This is a genomic window from Parachryseolinea silvisoli (genome assembly GCF_021190955.1).
Taxonomy (GTDB): Bacteria; Bacteroidota; Bacteroidia; order Cytophagales; family Cyclobacteriaceae; genus Ohtaekwangia; species Ohtaekwangia silvisoli.
This window is the reverse complement of the sequence record NZ_JAIOAO010000002.1, coordinates 437490-455773: the sequence shown is the minus strand read 5'-3', so window position 1 is coordinate 455773 and position 18284 is coordinate 437490. Positions and strand designations below refer to the sequence as shown.

The window sequence follows — 18284 nt, the reverse complement described above, 5'->3', positions numbered from 1 at the left end:
CCATGATCTTTTTCTCTGAGCTTCCGGCGCTACTGGGCGGCAGTATACTTCAAGTGTCCCAAGACGCGGGTATAACACTCCTGACACTCGACAGCCGCAAGGCTATTCCCGGCAAGGGGACACTCTTCTTTGCCATTCGCGGCGACCGCCATGACGGCCACGCGTATCTGGCCGAGCTATACCAGCGGGGCATCCGGCAATTTGTGGTGGAACAACCTGTGGTGGTACAGGCTTTTCCGGAAGCGAACATTATACAGGTGCCGTCGGCAGTGGACAGCCTGCAACGATTGGCGGCGCATCATCGCGCGAAGTTCTCCGTGCCCGTCATCGGCATAACCGGGAGCAACGGCAAGACGATCATCAAAGAGTGGTTGTTCCAAATGTTGTCGAAGTATCTCAGCATCGTGAAGAACCCCGGCAGCTATAATTCGCAAGTCGGTGTTCCGTTGTCGGTGTGGCAGATGCAGGCGCATCACCAACTCGGCATTTTCGAAGCGGGCATTTCGCGTCCTGGCGAAATGGAAAAGCTGGCCGGGATTATCCGGCCGACTATCGGCGTGTTCTCCACCATTGGTCCGGCGCATGACGAAGGATTTGCGTCGATGACGGATAAGATCCAGGAGAAGCTTTTATTGTTTAAAGACGTCTCGGTCATTGTATACTGCAAAGATCATGAGGCAATTCATACGGCTATTGCGCCATTGAACAAAACACTCTTTACGTGGGGTCGCTCGGCTGATGTCGATATACTTGTGGTGCCTTCGGAGCAAGGTGGATATGCGGTCTCGTACCGCGGTCAGATTGGTGAGTTGCGCCTGCCCTTTGCAGACCACGCGTCGGTGGAGAATTGTTTTCACTGCGTGGCGGTGATGGTGTGGATGGGCTATAGCCTGCACCAGGTGCAGGAGGCTATCAATAGCCTGCGGGTTGTGCCTATGCGCCTGGAGCTGAAGGAAGGGATCAATCATTGTCAGCTTATTGACGACACGTATAACAACGATTTGGGTGGGTTGGAGATCAGTCTTCAATTTCTGGCGCATCAACATCAGCGTACACGCAAGCGCGTCATTCTTTCCGACATCCTCGAATCGGGATTAGCAGAAGCGACGCTGGCCGAGCAAGTATCGGACCTGTTGGCCAAACATCAGATACGCCAATTCATTGGTGTGGGGCCGATGTTTCAGGCGTATCAGCAGCTTTTCCCGCCGGGGTCGTTGTTTTATACTTCGACGGGAGAGTTCCTGGAGCGTTTTGATACCACGACATTATACGAGGAGATCATTCTTGTGAAGGGCGCCAGGCCGTTTCAGTTTGAGCGCATTGTCAATCAATTGCAGCGCAAGGTGCATGGCACAGTGATGGAGGTGGATCTTGGGGCCCTCGTACACAATCTCAATTTCTTCCGCGCACGTCTGCAGCCTATGACGAAGATCATGGTGATGGTAAAAGCATTTGCGTATGGCAGCGGCAGCAACGAGGTCGCTAACATGTTGCAATATCACAAGGTAGACTACCTGGGTGTGGCGTATGCCGATGAGGGGGTGGAACTGCGGCGTAACAACATCACCTTGCCGATCATGGTCATGAATCCCTCCGACGAGAGCTTTGCGACCCTGCTGGCGTATAATCTTGAGCCCGAGATCTATAGTTTCCGAATCCTGGCGGCGTTGCTCAAGTTCCTGAACAATAAGCCTTGCCGGATACACCTCAAGCTCGATACCGGCATGCGCCGCCTGGGCTTTGAAGGCAGCGAGCTGGATGAGCTTATCGCGATACTCAGGGCCAATCCACAGTTGACGGTGGCGACGATCTTTAGTCACCTGGCGGGCGCTGATGAACATGAGCATGATGACTTTTCGCATGCTCAAGCCGGGAAGTTTAAGACCTGGGCCACGACGGTGGCGGATGCTATTGGCCAGAAACCGGTCTTGCATATTCTGAACTCGCCGGGCATTCTGCGGTTGCCGGAGCTGCAACTGGACATGGTGCGCCTGGGTATTGGCCTGTATGGTATCGATCCTACCGCGGAGGGTACACAGGGCCTTCGCCCCGTGGCCACCTTAAAAACCATCATTTCACAACTGAAGCATATTCGCGCCGGCGAGAGTATTGGCTATGGCCGCCGTGGAAGAGCCACGGCGGATATGACGTTGGCCACCATTGCTATTGGTTATGCCGACGGTTTTAGCCGGGCCTTTAGCCGGGGTGTAGGAAAAGTGTTAATACGTGGTCAACGTGCCCCTGTGATCGGCAATGTCTGCATGGACATGACGATGGTAGATGTGACTGGCATTGACGCACGGGAAGGCGACGAGGTGATTCTTTTTGGCGGGGAGCTGAGCATTCAGGATGTCGCCAAAAGCATTAACACCATTCCGTATGAAATCCTGACCAATACCCGCGAGCGCATAAAACGCATTTTCGTCGCGGAGGGTATCTAGCGAATTGCCCCGTCGTGGCCGTTTATGCGCCCCTAACGCCACTTTTAGCCATTCTCATCAATTTTTTGGATTTCCCTTAGGGATTTCGGGTTGGCAATAGCATCTTTGTCTATAATTTCAATAGACAATATAGCCGTATAGAGTTTTAGCATGGAAGGTGAAGAGCTGATACAAAAGAATCCGGGATCGTTTGAGGTTGAGCAAAAAGAATCCGTTGGCTGGCGATATGCATATATAACGCTGATCACGCTCGTTTTGCTGGTGGCCGCGGCGACGATTGTCTATTCCTACAATCTGCTGGACGTTTTTGGTGGCTGGATACAGCAATTGGACAGCAACTTCTACCTGTTTATGATGGCAGGTTTTATTGCGCAAATGATCGATGGCGCCCTGGGCATGGCCTATGGCGTAAGTGCCTCTACGTTTCTGCTTTCGTTTGGTGTTCCGCCCGCGGCGGCGAGTGCCAGCATCCATACCTCCGAAATTTTCACCAGCGGCGTATCTGGCCTGATGCACCTGCGTTTTCAGAATGTTAACAAAAAACTGTTTAAAACGCTTTTGATTCCAGGCGTGGTAGGTGCGGCGCTGGGTGCGTACGTACTGTCATCGCTGGAACAATATAACGATTACCTCAAGCCTGTGATTGCCGTGTACACCCTGTACCTGGGCATTGTCATTATTCGCAAGGCCATTGTCGGAAGCCGTAAGAAGATCAAGACAAAGAACATCCCCAAACTCGCTACGTTCGGTGGTTTTATGGATTCCATTGGCGGTGGTGGCTGGGGCCCGATCGTTTCTTCCACGCTCATTGCCGGTGGGCGGCATCCGCGTTACACCATCGGCTCGGTAAACCTGACGGAATTCTTCGTGGCGCTGGCCAGCTCATTGACCTTTATTGCCGTGATCGGCATAAGCCATTGGCAAATTATTGCCGGCCTCATTGCCGGCGGTGTAATCGCAGCACCGATTGCCGCGTACCTGTCGAGCCGATTGCCGTTAAAAAGGATGATGATCTTTGTTGGCATCATGGTGATTCTCGTCAGCGTGCGCATCATTTTCAAGAGCTTGACGGCCTGGTAAGGGCCTTATCCACAACCCAGATTTTTCTTTAAGTCCCGCGACGGAAGTCCACCGAAGTCAAACGGTTTTTCTTCGGGTTCTTCCCGTAATGGCGCAGGCGCGGCGGGAGCAGTTTCTGCCTTTTCGGGTTTAGTATCTGCTTTTTTCTTCTTTTTCATGTCTTCAAAGGTCGTCGTCACAGTGTGTAAAATCAACCACCCGATAATCTACTAAAATCATTGTTCCGCTGGGGAACGGCGCATATCTTTGCCTTGTTTAAAATTGATCTAAATAGAGAGCATGGGATTGGTACGGAATGTAGCGCAGATGAAGCCTGGTGAGGTAGGCGTGGTGTCGGGCTTTACCGATGATCATTTGTCGGTGAAGCTGATGGAGATGGGCTGCCTGCCGGGAGCACCGGTTCGATTCAATTTTAGCGCACCACTGGGCGATCCTATTTGTATTAGCGTTGCAGGGTACGAGCTTTCTCTTCGTCTGGAGGAAGCGGCGACCATTTCAATCCTCAATTAATGGCGCCTGCTTCCAAAACAAAGATTGCGTTAGTTGGTAATCCAAATTCGGGCAAGTCGTCCCTGTTCAATCAACTTACCGGTCTTAACCAGAAGGTTGGAAATTTTCCTGGTGTTACGGTCGATAAAAAGTCCGGCTTCACCACGCTGGCCGATGGCACCGTCGTCGAGATCGTAGACTTGCCCGGCATTTATAGTATTTATCCCCGTAGTCTCGACGAGCGTATCGTGTCGGAGATTCTGCTGGATCACCGCTCGGCCGAGCTTCCCGATAAGATTGTTGTTGTGGCCGACGCCACGAACCTGAAACGCAGCTTGCTTTTGTTGACACAGATTGTCGACATGGGCTTGCCGGTCATGCTGGTCTTGAACATGATGGACCTTGTGGCCAAGGCAGGAATCAGTTATGATTTTACGGCATTGTCTAAGCGCTTAGGTGTACCGGTAGTGGCAGTCAATGCGCGCAAAGGTGAAGGTATAAAAGAGCTGAAAGAACAGTTTAGCAAGCCGCTTGCCGTTTCCCAGCAGCCGTGTTTTACCATCTGGGAGGAAGCAAAGGCGCCTGTCAAAGCGCTACGCGATGCGCTCGGTGTCGACAACGACTACGAAGCATACTTGTACTTGGAGCAACCCGACTCGCTCAAGTTTCTGCCGGCGGACAGCAAAAGTAAAGTGGATCACATTCGTACGGGGCATAAATTTTTTCCGGGCAAGTTTCAGGGCGCCGAGACGATTCAGCGCTATAGCTATATACAAGACCTGCTGAACGACATTACGTTGCGGGCGAGCGATCACTCCTGGAAGAAATATTCCAATCAGCTGGATCGGATCCTGACGCACAAGGTATGGGGTTATCTCATTTTTCTGGGACTATTGATGCTGATCTTTCAGGCCATCTTTGCCTGGGCAACGGTACCGATGGACTTTATCGATGCGCTGTTTGCCGATGTCAGTCAATGGGTTGGTGCTGCTTTACCGGCGGGGCCTGCTACCAGTTTGCTAGCAGAAGGGATTATACCCGGCCTGGGTGGTATTGTGATCTTTGTGCCGCAGATCGCGATTTTGTTTGCCTTTATTTCTATTCTGGAAGAGTCCGGATATATGGCGCGCGTGGTGTTTCTAATGGATAAGATCATGCGTCGCTTTGGGTTGAATGGCAAGAGTGTGGTGCCGTTGATCTCGGGTGTAGCGTGTGCTATTCCGGCGATCATGGCGACCCGTACGATTGACAATTGGAAGGAACGTACTATTACAATCATGATCACACCGTTGATCAGTTGCTCGGCGCGCCTTCCCATCTTCACGATCATCATTGCATTAATAGTGCCTAACGAAACGGCCCTTGGTTTCTTTAATCTGCAAGGGCTGGCATTGATGGGGCTGTACTTGCTTGGGTTTGTGATGGCCATTGCCTCGGCATGGATCATGAACCTGATCATCCGTGTGCGCGAGCGGAGCTACCTGGTGATGGAGATGCCGACCTACCGTGTGCCGAAGTGGTCGAACGTGGGGTATACCATCCTGGAAAAGACAAAGGCATTTGTATTGGAGGCTGGTAAGGTAATCATGGCCATTTCGATTGTGCTGTGGGTGCTGGCCAGTTATGGTCCCGGTGATATTACGGCACGTGCGCAAGAATCGGTGCAGCAGGAGTCTGCCAATCTTCGTCTGACGGAAGAAGGCTTGCAAGATCGTGTTGCGGCTCGCAAGCTGGAGTATTCGTATGCCGGTATTATCGGCAAGGCCATCGAGCCGGCGATCCGGCCGTTGGGTTATGACTGGAAGATCGGCATCGCGTTAATCACGTCGTTTGCGGCCCGCGAGGTGTTTGTGGGTACGATGGCCACGATCTATAGCATCGGTAGCGCCGGTGATGAAGATGAGACGACGATCAAGACACGCATGCGCGAAGAGGTCAATCCCGAAACGGGCGGGGCGCGGTTTACGCCGGCGGTGGGCTTTTCGCTGCTGCTCTTTTACACCTTTGCCATGCAATGCATGAGCACGATCGCCGTGGTGTACCGCGAAACGAAGGGTTGGAAATGGCCACTGCTGCAATTTGCATATATGACCGCGCTGGCGTATATATCTGCGTTTATCGTGTACCAGGTAATGCGGTAGGGATGAAAGAAATGTTATCTTCGTTGGCTAAACCTCTCCTATGACCGCTAATTACCACCTGGGCTTGCTGTACCTGGTACGGCTGCTGATCGATGCCGACGGCATTGCCGACGCCAAAGAGCTGGCTGCCTTGCAGGCCATCAAAGATCGTGAGAACATTCCGGAAGAGATCTTCGAAAAATTTGAGGAGGCGACGCAGGGCATGGTACACGCGGACTTGTATACGGCGGGGATCACGTTGATCAACGGCTGCAGTTATGAAGAGAAGCTACGCACGTTTGGTGTGTTGTATCGCTTGTCGGAAGTAGACGGCCGTGTGCATGTAAAAGAAATACGGTTGTTGTTAAATTCTATTAATACGGCGGGGCTTGAATTTGATGCGGTGGTGAATGTGGCGAAGGCCATGCCGGTTATTCTATAAGTTATCGAGCCTTGTATGCGTATAATCTCCTTTATCCTTGTTGCCGCCGTCGTGCTGGCAGGTTGTTCCGGTGGTGTTGAGTCGCCCGGCACATCCGTCAATAAATTCTCTAACCCCACCTTGGTGAAGATCGCCGATCTTCAGGATCGCCGGCAAACGGATAGCTTGCTGGTATATCTTGCACACGACAGTGCTTTGTATCGCCAAGCTGCAGCGTTGGCATTTGCTTCCGTGCAAGACACAGCTGCCGTGGAAAAGCTGGGCGTCTGTTTGAAAGATGCTGCGGCGTCGGTGCGTATGGCTGCGGCGTATGCATTGGGACAGACGGTATCGCAGGGCAGCGCGCAACTGCTACTGGGTTTTGTGGACGAAAAAGATGATAGCGTGCGTGCGGTGATGCTGGAAGCGTATGGCAAAGTTGCTGCACAGTTTAAGGTAATAGAAAATCCTAAGGTTTCACACGATACTATTACGCAGGGGCCGGCCATGGCGTGGTCGCTGTATCGCGCAGCGGTTCGGAACAAGGTTGACACGGCCCTTAGTTTTATACCCTATACTTTATTAGAAGCGGGTGCACCAATGTGGGGCCGGTTGGGTGCCGCACACTATTTTTCACGACCGACAACACCCGTCGGTAAGTATACCGATCGACTGGTGTCGGCGGCTAAACACGATTCCGAGGTAGTGGTGCGGATGGCGGCTACGCTGGCGTTGAAGAAGGCCAAGGCCGATACGATCGTACAGGTGTTAGCGGGCATCGTGACGGCGGAGCCGGATTACCGGGTGCGTGTAAGTGCAGTGCGTGCGCTACAGTCATTTTCATTGGGAAAGAGCTGGCCGGCGTTACAAGCGGCGCTGCTGGATAAGTCGTTGCAGGTACAGGTGGCGGCGTCGGAGGTGTTGATTGCGGTAGCGGCTAAACCACAGGCATCGGTGATTGCAGAGGCTGCTCGTGCTGCACAACATGCACGCGTGAAAGCCAATCTATACAAGGCAGCGCTGGTGTCGGGCGCTGGCGATAAAGTGTTGCAGGAGGTGATCGACCTCGCGAAGAAAACAACCGATCCGTATCACAAAGCATTCTTGTTGGGAGCACTGGGCCAGTCGCTTTCAGCGTATATCTTTTTACAGGAACAACTGCTCGCGGCAGACACGCCGGTAGTGCGGTCGACAGCAGCGGAGGCGTTGGTAAGCCTGAATGATCAGAAAGACTTTCCGGCGAAGTTGAAGCCTGTGTTTGCTGCGATGTATAAAGATGCTATCAATACCGGCGATGCCGCTGTGATCGGTATTGTTGCTGGTGTGCTGGCGGACTCCGCGCTGGGCTATAAACAAGTGGTGAAAGACTTTTCCTTTCTGCGTGCGGCGCGGGAAAAGCTATCGTTGCCTCGTGACAACGAAGCGATTCAACCGCTGGAGGCGGCGTTGGCACTCTTCGAGGGCCGGAAGGCTCCCGCAGTGAAGAATGAATTTAACCATGCCATCGACTGGGCGCTGGTCAAGACGATTGGTCGCGATCAAAAGGTGCGCATTCAAACCACGAAGGGTGACATTGTCGTAAGGTTGTTGGTTGAGGAGGCGCCGGGCTCGGTGGCTAATTTTGTATCGCTGCTACAGCAAGGCTATTTCGATAAAAAATTCTTTCACCGTGTGGTGCCCAACTTTGTGATCCAGGCGGGCTGCAACCGTGGCGATGGCTGGGGCAGCGAAGATTATTCGATCCGCTCGGAGTTTTCGGGCCGTCGGTATACCACGGGAAGTGTGGGCTTTGCGTCAGCTGGAAAGGATACTGAAGGCACGCAGTGGTTTATTACCCACTCGCCTACGCCGCACCTGGACGGCCGCTATTCGATCTTTGCGGAAGTTGTTTCGGGTATGGACGTGGTGCATGCGGTAGAAGTAGGCGACCAGATAGTACGTATTGCGCTGGTGCCGTAAGGTTATCCTTTCTACCTTGCCGCGTCAAAAACAGCGTTTTGAGCCTTTCTTTCCAACAGAACTTCAAGCTGGGCATCCTGGGTGGTGGACAGCTTGGCCGCATGCTTATTCAATCGGGTATAGACTTTAATATCCCATTCGCTATTCTCGATCCAGACCCGCAGGCTCCGTGCTCGGCCCTGGCAGCGTTTCATACGGGCAAGCTGACGGACTTCGACACGGTCATGAAGTTTGGCGCGGCATGCGACATCATTACCATTGAGATTGAAAATGTCAACACGGTGGCGTTGAGAGAGCTTGTCAAACAGGGCAAAAAGGTTTTTCCGCAGCCTGACGTTATCGAGCTGATACAAGATAAACGTACACAAAAGATATTCTATCGCGACAGCGGCATTCCAACAGCGGAGTTTGTGCTGACGGAAAATGCAGCGGATGTGCGTCGTCACGCTAGTTTCTTACCAGCTGTTAACAAGCTTGGTCGCGAAGGATATGACGGCCGTGGTGTGCAGATACTCCGTTCGGAGAAGGAACTGGCGAATGCTTTTGACGCACCGGGCCTGTTAGAGAAGCTGATCGATTTCGAAAAGGAAATTTCCGTCATTGTAGCCCGCAATGAGCACGGTGAAGTGAAAACTTTCCCTGTCGTGGAAATGGTATTTCACCCTGTGCAGAATCTGGTAGAATATCTGTTCGCGCCGGCGGAGTTGCCGGAGGCTATTGCAAAGGAAGCTGATACGATCGCCCGCACCATCATTGACAGTTTGAAGATGGTAGGCTTGCTGGCGGTAGAAATGTTTGTGACGAAGGACGGAAAGGTGCTGGTGAATGAGATCGCACCGCGTCCGCACAACAGCGGCCACCAAACCATCGAAGCCAACATCACGTCGCAGTATGAACAACATCTGCGGGCTATTCTCAACCTGCCGCTGGGTGATACGTCTATGGTAATTCCCGGAGCGATGGTAAACCTGTTGGGCGAGCCAGGTCATGAAGGTGTTGCCCGGTATCAGGGATTTGAAGAGGTTGCCAAGGTGTCGGGTGTGCATGTACACTTGTATGGCAAGCGGTTTACGAAGCCTTTCCGGAAGATGGGGCATGTGACGATCGTTGATAATGATCTGGCCCGCCTGCGGGAGAAGACTATGTTCGTGAAAGAAACTTTAAAAGTTATTGCATCCTAAAGCTATGAGTAAACCTGTCGTAGGAATTATCATGGGCAGCCAGTCCGATCTGCGGATCATGAAGGAGGCGGCCGAAGTATTAGACGAATTGAAGGTGGCCTATGAGGTTACGGTTGTATCGGCGCATCGTACGCCACTGCGTATGGTGGAGTATGCTACGGCCGCACGTGGTCGGGGCATACAGGTGATCGTTGCCGGTGCGGGAGGTGCTGCGCACTTGCCGGGCATGGTGGCATCGCTTACGTCACTGCCGGTAATTGGGGTGCCGGTAAAGTCGTCGAACTCTATCGATGGCTGGGACTCTGTCTTGTCGATTCTACAAATGCCGGCCGGTGTACCGGTGGCCACGGTAGCACTTGACGGTGCACGCAATGCCGGTATTCTGGCGGCGCAAATCTTAGGTGCATCTGATGCTGCTTTGGGGCAACGAATCGATGCCTTCAAAGAGTCATTGAAGGTGAAAGTAGAATCGGCAGCAAAAGATTTAGAAACAAAGGGGTGGAAGAGCGTGCTGTAATCAGCTGCTCACCTCGTCCTTTTCCTCGGGCTCCTCTTTGCGCGGTACGAGTACCGAGAAGATGATCGACAGCGTCAGCGTGGCGATGATGACAGAGAACGAAGTGTATACGCCCACGTCGATATCGAAGATTTCGAGCAACATCTTGGCGCCGATAAAGAACAGAATGATTGAGAGTCCTTTCTGCAGCAAGTAGAACTTATCGATAATGCCGGCCAACAGGAAAAACATCGCCCGGAGGCCCATGACGGCGAAGATGTTGGACGTATAGATCAGGAATTCGTTCTGGGTAATGGCAAATGCCGCCGGAATCGAGTCTACCGCAAAGATCAGATCGGTTGTTTCAACCAGGGCGATGACCAGGAACAGCGGTGTGAATACCAGCCGGCCGTTTTCGCGCACCAGGAAACTTCCGCCGTGCTCGTTCTTTGTCATGGGCAGGAAGCGCAGACAGAACTTCATGATGGGGTTCTTCTCCGGCTCGATCTTCTCGTCGCCGTCTTCAAAGTAGATGCGGATGCCTGAGTAGATCAGGAATACGCCGAAGATGTACAGGATCCAGTGAAACTGGTGAATGAGGTACGCGCCGACAAAGATGAATATGCCGCGAAACACAATAGCCCCCAGGATGCCCCAGAAGAGTGTCTTGTGATAATATTCTTCCTTTACGCGGAAATATTTTAAGATAAGCAGGATGACAAAGATGTTATCGACAGAAAGGGCGTACTCGGTCAGGTACGCTGAGAAGTATTCTACGGCGCCTTCTGCACCGCTGTCGTCGTACTTGTAGATGAAGAAGCCAAAGAGCGTGGAGACGCAAACCCAGAAAATGGACTGATACAAGGCCGATTTGGTGGAGATACGCCGGGCCTGTTTGTGAAAGAGTCCCAGGTCAAGCACCAAAAACAGGATGATGATGAGAGCAAAGACGCCAAAAAGAATGGTCTCCCGTTCACTCTGATTTCTGAAGAGGGAGAAAAGGAGTATGTTCAGGGCTGATAACAAGGGGGAGTATTCCGGTTAATGATTAAAAGCTTTTATAAACATCAGAAAATCACATCTCTGGCAATTTGTGAATGCCAAAACTACAAATATATTTCAATCTCAAAAACTTAGCCTTCCTGAATTTGTAGACGTTTTAAAAAAACCGTACAGCGGTTACACTATTTCGCACAACGTTCACAAACCCCTTGTATCAACAGGTTTTGTTCGTTGACCCGGAAGCCCTTTGGCAACTTAACGGCGGGAATCTCCACGCTTAGGCAGCTTGTCTGGCCACACGCAGTGCACTTGAAGTGTACGTGGTCATGATGATGGCCGGCGGTATTGCAGGCGTCATTACACAAAGCATACTTCAGACTCCCCTCATCATCCAGTACTTTGTGAATAAGCCCCTTGTCCAAAAACGTCTTAAGTGTCCTGTAAACCGTTACACGGTCAAAGTCATTGTTGATCTCTTTCTCGATATCACCGTGTGAAAGCGCATATGTACGCTTCAGGAAGAGGTGCAAAATCTCCTGCCGGGTTGGCGTGGAGCGCAACCGGAAGTTTTTCAGGAGCCGATCGGATGCCGTGTTCATACGAGTGATTATTGCAGCTGTAGCTTCAGCAAGGTACTATAAATACCATTTTCATGCTGGGTAAGTTCAGCATGCGAGCCAGTTTCGGCCAAAGCACCATCCTGGATCACAAAAATGCGGTCTGTTTTCTTGATTGTGCTCAGGCGGTGGGCAATGATGATGGTCGTACGGCCTTCCATCAGTTTCTCCAGGGCTTCTTGAACAAGCACCTCGGTATGTGCATCCAGCGAGCTGGTCGCTTCGTCCAGGATAAGGATGGCCGGGTCTTTCAGGATGGCACGGGCAATGGCGATACGCTGCCGCTGGCCGCCGGAAAGCTTCACGCCGCGTTCGCCCACGAGGGTCTCGAACTTGTCGTCAAAACGCTCGATGAACTCCAGCGCATTGGCTTTACGGGCGGCTTCTTGCACCTCGGCTTCTGTCGCGCCCGGCTTACCGTATGCAATGTTTTCGCGAATGGTGCCGCCGAAAAGTATAACCTCTTGCGGAACGATGCCCAGGTTGTGACGGTAGGCCGAGAGGTTGAGACCGTCGATGTCCTGACCGTCGATGGTGATCGTTCCGTTCGACAACGGATAAAAGCGTAACAACAAGTTGATGATGGTGGATTTGCCCGAACCGCTGCGGCCAATGAGCGCTACCTTTTCGCCCGGCCGGATCTCAAAGTTCAGCTCATTCAGCACTGTGTTGTCGGGACGTGTTGGGTATGCAAACGAGACGTTGTTGAAACGGATGCCGCCGTGTAATTTAATAGGAGGTGCGAATGTGCGGGATGTGATTTCTTCCGTTTCATGCAGGATGTTTAACACTCGTTCGGATGCCCCGATAGAGCGTTGTATCTGGGTATAGATGTCGCCCAGGCCAGCAATAGAGGCGCCGATAAAGGTGGTGTATAGTACAAACGAGAATAGTTCGCCTGTGGTAGTAGTCTTTGCCTGGACCAGGCTGGCACCGTGCCATCCCACGGCCACGATGCCGCTAAAGATCACGAAGATGACAAAGGAGATGAAAAGTCCGCGGTAGCGTGCCGAGTAAATGGCAACGCGCATGGACTCTTCAATCGCATTGGCGTAGCGTTTAGTCTCGAATGCTTCGTTGGTAAAAGCCTTTACGATCGGAATGGACTGCAACGACTCTTCTACAATCACGTTGGCGGCCGCGAGTCGATCCTGCGTCTTGCTCGAAAGCTTGCGAATGAATTTTCCAAAGATCAATGCGGAGATCACGAGCACTGGGAACGTCAGCAACATAAACACAGCCAAGTCAGGTGTCATGTAAAAGAGAATGGCAGTACCGAGAATTAGCGTCAATAGCTGGCGCAATAATTCCGCCAGCGTTGTGCTGAAGGTATCTTGTAATGTGGCGATGTCGGATGTCAGGCGGCTCATAATCTCACCTACACGACGGTTGTCGAAGAACGTCAGCGGCAGCCAGATAATCTTTTCGTAGATCGTCTTACGAATGCTCCCCATGCTCCGTTCGGTCACGATCGCAAATGTATATACCCGGATGAACGAAAAGATAGCCTGCACCAGCAAAATGAGAATCAATGCCAGGGCAGCCTGGTCGATCGTATCAAAATAGGAAGGTTTGCCGTCGGCAATATCCAGCAGCATGCCGCAAAGACGGGGGAAGGCCAACAGGGTTACCGTGGAAAATGCCAATGCGACCAGTCCGAAGATAAAAATTCCTTTGTAAGGCATCATGAACGTAAACACCCTTAGCAAATTCTTCAGGTTAGCCTTGTTCAGCTTCCTCTTCTCTTCTTCTTTCAAAGGCTCTTTAACTTGTTTTGCCATAGTGTCGTCATACGCTCCATACCCGTCGGTAGGGAAGTGTTGTTTACATTAATTCGGTACGGAAACTTTTGCTGAAACGGTATAGGCCACGGTGTCACCCAGAAAAATCTTCTGCCCGCCGGTAACAGAATAGGCCAGCAAGACCGGCTGTTGTTGCAGCTCATCAAATTCCATGGTGAGGAAGCGCCCGCTGTGGTACAGCGAATTGTCTTCCCGAAATTGGGCTTCGATGCGGCGCACTCGTGCAGGTGTGCCGTGGTAGAAAACTTTTAAATACCGCACGGGCAGGGCCTGCAGCGTTTCGATGGATTTGATGCGCAGGTTGCTGCGTGTGTCCGGCAGGTTGTTGGTTACTGTATAGGCGCCGACGTTGGTCGGTTTGTTCAGGGTTTTCAGCTCCAGGAACAAGTCCAGCTCTTTGGTCCAGGCCAGGGTGTCGCCCGGGGTAAAGGTGGCCGTGTCCTGCTGCGCGCCTAGCGTTGCCGTTTTGGTAAGCGTGGCGTGGCGCGCAGCGAGCAGGTGGATTTGCCCCCGTACAAGGCTGTCAATCGCATAGTACCGTGCGGAGGTGCCTGCCTGTTGTGAGCAGGCAAACAGGCCTCCGGTTAGTACAATGGCGACTGCCAGCCGGCAGCACCTGGAAACAAAACGTTGTCGTGTCACGATTTTAATTTTCCAGCAATATGTGGCCGGTCATTTCGGCGGGCACAGGTATTCCCATCAGTGTCAGGATGGTCGGCGCCAGGTCGCCCAGCTTACCGTTCTTGAGCTTGCCTTTGTAGTTGTCGTCTACCAGGATGCACGGCACCAGGTTTGTGGTGTGGGCAGTGTTGGGACTACCGTCTTCGTTGATCATCATGTCGGCATTGCCGTGATCGGCAATGATAATGATGCTATAGCCGTTCTTCAATGCAGCTTCGGTAACTTGTTGTGCGCAGGAGTCTACTGTCTCGACAGCTTTTACAACGGCTTCAAATACGCCTGTGTGGCCGACCATGTCGGGGTTGGCGAAGTTCAAACAGATAAAGTCAGGCTCTTTTTTGTTGAGCTCGGGAATGATTTTATCCTTGAGATCCTTGGCACTCATCTCGGGTGCGAGGTCGTATGTCGCTACTTTCGGCGATGGACACAGTATACGCGACTCGCCTTCGAAGACGGTCTCGCGGCCGCCCGAGAAGAAGAACGTTACGTGCGGATATTTTTCGGTCTCGGCCATGCGGATTTGTTTCTTGCCAGCCAGGGATACAACTTCACCCAGTGTTTTCTCCAGGTTGTCTTTGTCAAAAATAACTTTTACCCCTTTGAACGAGTCGTCGTAGTTTGTCAGGGTGATATAGTCCAGGCGCAGAGCCTTCATGTCTTGCTCGGGGAAATCTTGTTGTGTCAGCGCTTGCGTGATCTGACGGCCGCGGTCGGTGCGGAAGTTAAAGCAGATCACCACGTCGTCTTCCTGAATGGTACCAACCGGTTGTTGCTGTGCGTTTACCATGACAATAGGCTTGATGAACTCATCGGTCACACCGGCGTCGTACGATGCTTGTACGGCTTTCAGGGCATCCGTTGATTTTTCGCCTATACCTTTTACCAGGAGGTCGTATGCCAGCTTAACACGCTCCCAACGTTTGTCGCGGTCCATGGCATAATAGCGGCCTACGATGCTGGCCAGCCTGGCGGAGGTCTTATCTAAATGGGCCAACAGGTCTTTCAGGTAGCCGAGACCGCCTTTGGGGTCGGTGTCGCGGCCGTCGGTGAAGGCGTGGACAAATACGTTTTGCAGGCCATTGTTCTGCGCGATGGTCACCAGGGCTTTAAGGTGCTCAATGTGTGCGTGTACTCCACCGTCGGATACGAGGCCGATGAAGTGAACATTTTTGTTGTTCTTTTTTGCATAGGCAAAGGCTTCGAGCAGTGTGCTGTTTTGATCGAGCTCTTTTTCTTCAACGGCTTTGTTTACGCGGACAAGGTCCTGGTATACGACGCGACCCGCGCCGATGTTCATGTGGCCTACTTCAGAGTTACCCATCTGGCCGGCGGGGAGCCCCACGGCGAGACCGGAAGCCTCGAGTTTGCTGTTGGCGTACTTGCCATATAGTGAGCTGATGAAGGGAGTTTTGGCTTTGTCGATAGCCGACACAGCCTTATTGGTGGCGATGCCCCAGCCGTCGAGGATCATCAGCAGTACTTTCTTGTTCATGAAAATCGATTTTTTAGTTCGGGATGTAATATGCGGCGCAAATATAACGAGGATTTGCAGCTTGCGGGGGTGGAAAGGGGGAATGCGGGCATTTTTTCAATGTACTGTAAACGATTTAGACGCATAATGTTCACATAATAATTTCCTTATCTTGCAGACGTGGCACAATTTTGGCCCGAATAAAGTTGCCATGAAGGTGAACAGAAATATTACGTCCTTAGTCTTGGTGCTGGTTTGTTTGCAAGTGATTACGCTATTTGCCCAGAGCGACGTCATCAGCCAGGTGAAAGAAACGATTAAAGCCGGAAGCGCCAAAGAGCTTTCCAAATATCTGAACCAGACGGTAGACGTTACCATTGACGACAAGATGCAGCCGTACAGCAAGGCGCAGGCGGAATTTATTTTCCGTGATTTTTTCCGTCAGCATCCTGCCAACGAGTTTAATATCATCCATCAGGGTTCGTCCAAGGGTGGGCAACCGTTTGCCATTGGCCAATACAAAAGCGGCGCCGAAACCTACCGGGTGTTTATGAAGATCAAAACAGTAGGCAACCAACAGCTGGTGCACGAGATATCCTTTGTGAAAGAGTGATAACTGTGAATTACTCCCCTATTTTTGCAGGGTGAGACCTGTCTACATCACCCCCGATTTCCTTAAGACTTTCATTTCCACTGCCCTGGCAGAGGATGCCGGTGAGGGCGATCATTCGTCGTTGGCCTGCATTCCGGCTACTGCCACGCACCGTGCCAACTTGCTTGTAAAAGAGGCGGGCATCCTGGCAGGCGTAGCCCTGGCCCTGGAAATTTTCCAGCAGGTGGACAGTCGCCTGAAAACGGAAGTTTTCTTGCACGACGGCACAGCGGTTAAACCTGGCGATGTAGCCTTTATCGTGAGTGGCCCCGCCCGCGCTATTTTGCTGGCCGAGCGCCTGGTGCTGAATTGCATGCAGCGCATGAGCGCCATTGCCACCAAGACACACGCCCTCACGGCCTTGCTGGCGGGAACTCCGACCCGTCTGCTCGACACCCGCAAGACGACCCCGAACTTCCGACTGGTCGAGAAATGGGCGGTGCTGATTGGCGGCGGTCAAAACCACCGCATGGGTCTGTACGACCTGATCATGCTCAAGGACAATCATATTGACATGGCGGGCGGTATCGAGCAGGCAATCATTCGAACAAAAGAGTATCTTCGCGCCGGCAATAAAACGCTGAAGATCGAGGTGGAAACCCGCAACCTGGAAGAGGTGAAGGAAGTACTCCGCGTAGGGGGCGTTGACACGATCATGCTGGACAACATGAGCGTGGCGACTATGAAAGAGGCAGTAGCCCTGGTTGGCGGCCGGTGTAAAACGGAAGCCAGTGGCGGCGTGACGGAGCAGACCATTCGCGACATAGCGTTGACGGGTGTCGACTTTATATCGGTCGGTGCGTTGACCCACTCCATCAAAAGCATGGACTTAAGCCTGAAGGCGATTGCCTAGACAAAACGTTTTGAACTGAATATAGTGATTTAGCATATGATCGTTAAGACCAAAAGTTACAAGCTCGATAAGAAGACATACATCAGCTTAGCCTTGAAAACCATTTTAAAAAAGCAGGGATGGATTGCAGTAGCAGGCGCAGTAGCCATCTGTCTGCCCAGTATATGGATCTTTAGCATTTGGTGGTTTATCGCTGCCTTTGTTGGTTTAGGTTTATACCTGTTGTTCTGGTGGATACAGTTTTACGGTGTTACCCAGTTGGAGCAAGGCAAGATGCTCTTTGAGAAATTCCATTACGAGATCAGCAGCCAGCAGATCCTGATGAAGATCAATCCGCGTGAAGGCATGCCGCTGAAGTGGGATCAGATTCAAACGGCACAAATCGGCGCCGACTTCTTTGCTTTGTTTGTGAACAAAGCCCAAATCATCTACTGGCCGTTTAAGATCTTTAATACGGATAACGAGCGGAAATTTGTTGCCAGCATTCTGGAGAAGAAGGGTCTTGTGAAGCCGAAGAAATAAAGTAGAGAGACTGCATGGAGCACGGAAAAAGACTCACTCCCGCAGCTGCCAAACAGAAGATATACCGCTACTGCGCTTACCAGGAGCGGTCGCACCAGGAGGTGCGCGATAAGCTCTACGAATACGGTTTGTATACCAGCGACGTTGACGAGATTTTGTCACAGCTGATCACCGAAGGTTTTTTGAATGAGGAACGTTTTGCCAAGGCCTTTGCCGGTGGTAAGTTCCGTATGCAGCACTGGGGGCGCGTAAAGATCGTGCACGAGCTGGAAGCACACGGTCTGACGAAGAACTGCATCAAAGCAGGGTTGAAAGAAATCGACGAGGAAGATTATCAGCGGGTGCTATACGATGTATTAGACCGCAAGCTCGCCCAGCTGGATACGACCAATCCATTCGTTACGCGTGATAAGCTTGCCCGCTATGCTATTCAAAAAGGGTTTGAGCCGGACCTGGTCTGGCCCCGGGTTAAAAACCTCGTGGCTGTGGCCTGATTT

Annotated in this window: 18 protein-coding genes; 12 read left to right on the top strand and 6 right to left on the bottom strand. The window is 52.0% G+C overall.

Going from position 1 to position 18284, the window contains the following annotated elements:
• Window positions 1–2: 2 nt before the first annotated feature.
• Together K7P01_RS11710 and K7P01_RS11705 are read left to right on the top strand one after the other, a co-directional pair.
• Entirely contained in the window at window positions 3–2441 is a 2439-nt protein-coding gene (locus tag K7P01_RS11710) for a bifunctional UDP-N-acetylmuramoyl-tripeptide:D-alanyl-D-alanine ligase/alanine racemase (RefSeq protein WP_267293129.1), read from the top strand.
• A gap of 150 nt (window positions 2442–2591) precedes the next feature.
• Entirely contained in the window at window positions 2592–3521 is a 930-nt protein-coding gene (locus tag K7P01_RS11705; protein ID WP_267293127.1) for a sulfite exporter TauE/SafE family protein, read from the top strand.
• A gap of 5 nt (window positions 3522–3526) precedes the next feature.
• Here K7P01_RS11705 and K7P01_RS11700 read toward each other — a convergent pair whose 3' ends face one another.
• Window positions 3527–3679, bottom strand: coding sequence for a hypothetical protein (locus tag K7P01_RS11700; RefSeq protein ID WP_267293125.1), 153 nt, complete (start codon window positions 3677–3679; stop codon window positions 3527–3529).
• Between the two features lie 121 nt (window positions 3680–3800).
• Between K7P01_RS11700 and K7P01_RS11695 the strand changes: the two genes are divergently transcribed.
• Genes K7P01_RS11695 through purE form a run of 6 tightly spaced genes read left to right on the top strand, consistent with a single transcriptional unit; the run spans window position 3801 to window position 10208 of the window.
• Window positions 3801–4031 carry a FeoA family protein gene (locus tag K7P01_RS11695; protein WP_267293123.1) on the top strand — a complete coding sequence of 77 codons (231 nt, stop codon included), beginning with the start codon at window positions 3801–3803 and terminating at the stop codon, window positions 4029–4031.
• Window positions 4031–6151, top strand: a complete 2121-nt coding sequence (gene feoB, locus K7P01_RS11690) for a ferrous iron transport protein B (RefSeq protein ID WP_267293121.1) — start codon at window positions 4031–4033, stop codon at window positions 6149–6151. The genes K7P01_RS11695 and feoB overlap by 1 nt, the downstream gene beginning before the upstream one ends.
• Window positions 6152–6191: 40 nt before the next feature.
• Window positions 6192–6572: a hypothetical protein gene (locus K7P01_RS11685; protein ID WP_267293119.1), complete on the top strand. Its 381-nt coding sequence runs from the start codon at window positions 6192–6194 to the stop codon at window positions 6570–6572.
• 15 nt (window positions 6573–6587) lie between these two features.
• Window positions 6588–8510, top strand: a complete 1923-nt coding sequence (locus K7P01_RS11680) for a peptidylprolyl isomerase (protein WP_267293117.1) — start codon at window positions 6588–6590, stop codon at window positions 8508–8510.
• 38 nt (window positions 8511–8548) lie between these two features.
• The gene (locus tag K7P01_RS11675; RefSeq protein WP_267293115.1) at window positions 8549–9691 is read left to right on the top strand and encodes a 5-(carboxyamino)imidazole ribonucleotide synthase; all 1143 of its coding nucleotides are present in this window, start codon (window positions 8549–8551) and stop codon (window positions 9689–9691) included.
• Between the two features lie 4 nt (window positions 9692–9695).
• Window positions 9696–10208, top strand: a complete 513-nt coding sequence (gene purE, locus K7P01_RS11670) for a 5-(carboxyamino)imidazole ribonucleotide mutase (RefSeq protein ID WP_267293113.1) — start codon at window positions 9696–9698, stop codon at window positions 10206–10208.
• Here the strand turns inward: purE and K7P01_RS11665 are convergent, their stop codons facing one another.
• The 5 genes from K7P01_RS11665 to gpmI all read right to left on the bottom strand — a co-directional run bounded on the left by K7P01_RS11665 (window position 10209) and on the right by gpmI (window position 15781).
• Window positions 10209–11213, bottom strand: coding sequence for a TerC family protein (locus tag K7P01_RS11665; protein WP_267293111.1), 1005 nt, complete (start codon window positions 11211–11213; stop codon window positions 10209–10211).
• Between the two features lie 158 nt (window positions 11214–11371).
• Window positions 11372–11788, bottom strand: coding sequence for a Fur family transcriptional regulator (locus K7P01_RS11660; protein ID WP_267293109.1), 417 nt, complete (start codon window positions 11786–11788; stop codon window positions 11372–11374).
• An 8-nt stretch (window positions 11789–11796) separates the two neighbouring features.
• Window positions 11797–13587, bottom strand: a complete 1791-nt coding sequence (locus K7P01_RS11655) for an ABC transporter ATP-binding protein (protein ID WP_267293107.1) — start codon at window positions 13585–13587, stop codon at window positions 11797–11799.
• Window positions 13588–13635: 48 nt separating this feature from the next.
• Complete coding sequence (locus K7P01_RS11650; RefSeq protein ID WP_267293105.1) at window positions 13636–14250, bottom strand: hypothetical protein; 615 nt, start codon at window positions 14248–14250, stop codon at window positions 13636–13638.
• A 4-nt stretch (window positions 14251–14254) separates the two neighbouring features.
• On the bottom strand, window positions 14255–15781 hold the full coding sequence (gpmI, locus tag K7P01_RS11645; protein WP_267293103.1) for a 2,3-bisphosphoglycerate-independent phosphoglycerate mutase: 1527 nt from the start codon (window positions 15779–15781) through the stop codon (window positions 14255–14257).
• A gap of 190 nt (window positions 15782–15971) precedes the next feature.
• Here gpmI and K7P01_RS11640 point away from each other — a divergent pair, with 190 nt between their 5' ends.
• The 4 genes from K7P01_RS11640 to K7P01_RS11625 are packed head-to-tail and all read left to right on the top strand — an operon-like array spanning window position 15972 to window position 18281.
• Window positions 15972–16373, top strand: coding sequence for a DUF4783 domain-containing protein (locus tag K7P01_RS11640; RefSeq protein ID WP_267293101.1), 402 nt, complete (start codon window positions 15972–15974; stop codon window positions 16371–16373).
• 31 nt (window positions 16374–16404) lie between these two features.
• Window positions 16405–17265 (top strand): carboxylating nicotinate-nucleotide diphosphorylase, encoded by an 861-nt coding sequence (gene nadC, locus K7P01_RS11635; protein WP_267293099.1) that lies wholly within the window; start codon window positions 16405–16407, stop codon window positions 17263–17265.
• Window positions 17266–17301: 36 nt separating this feature from the next.
• On the top strand, window positions 17302–17787 hold the full coding sequence (locus K7P01_RS11630) for a hypothetical protein (RefSeq protein ID WP_267293097.1): 486 nt from the start codon (window positions 17302–17304) through the stop codon (window positions 17785–17787).
• Window positions 17788–17801: 14 nt separating this feature from the next.
• Window positions 17802–18281, top strand: a complete 480-nt coding sequence (locus tag K7P01_RS11625) for a regulatory protein RecX (RefSeq protein ID WP_267293095.1) — start codon at window positions 17802–17804, stop codon at window positions 18279–18281.
• Window positions 18282–18284 lie beyond the last annotated feature (3 nt).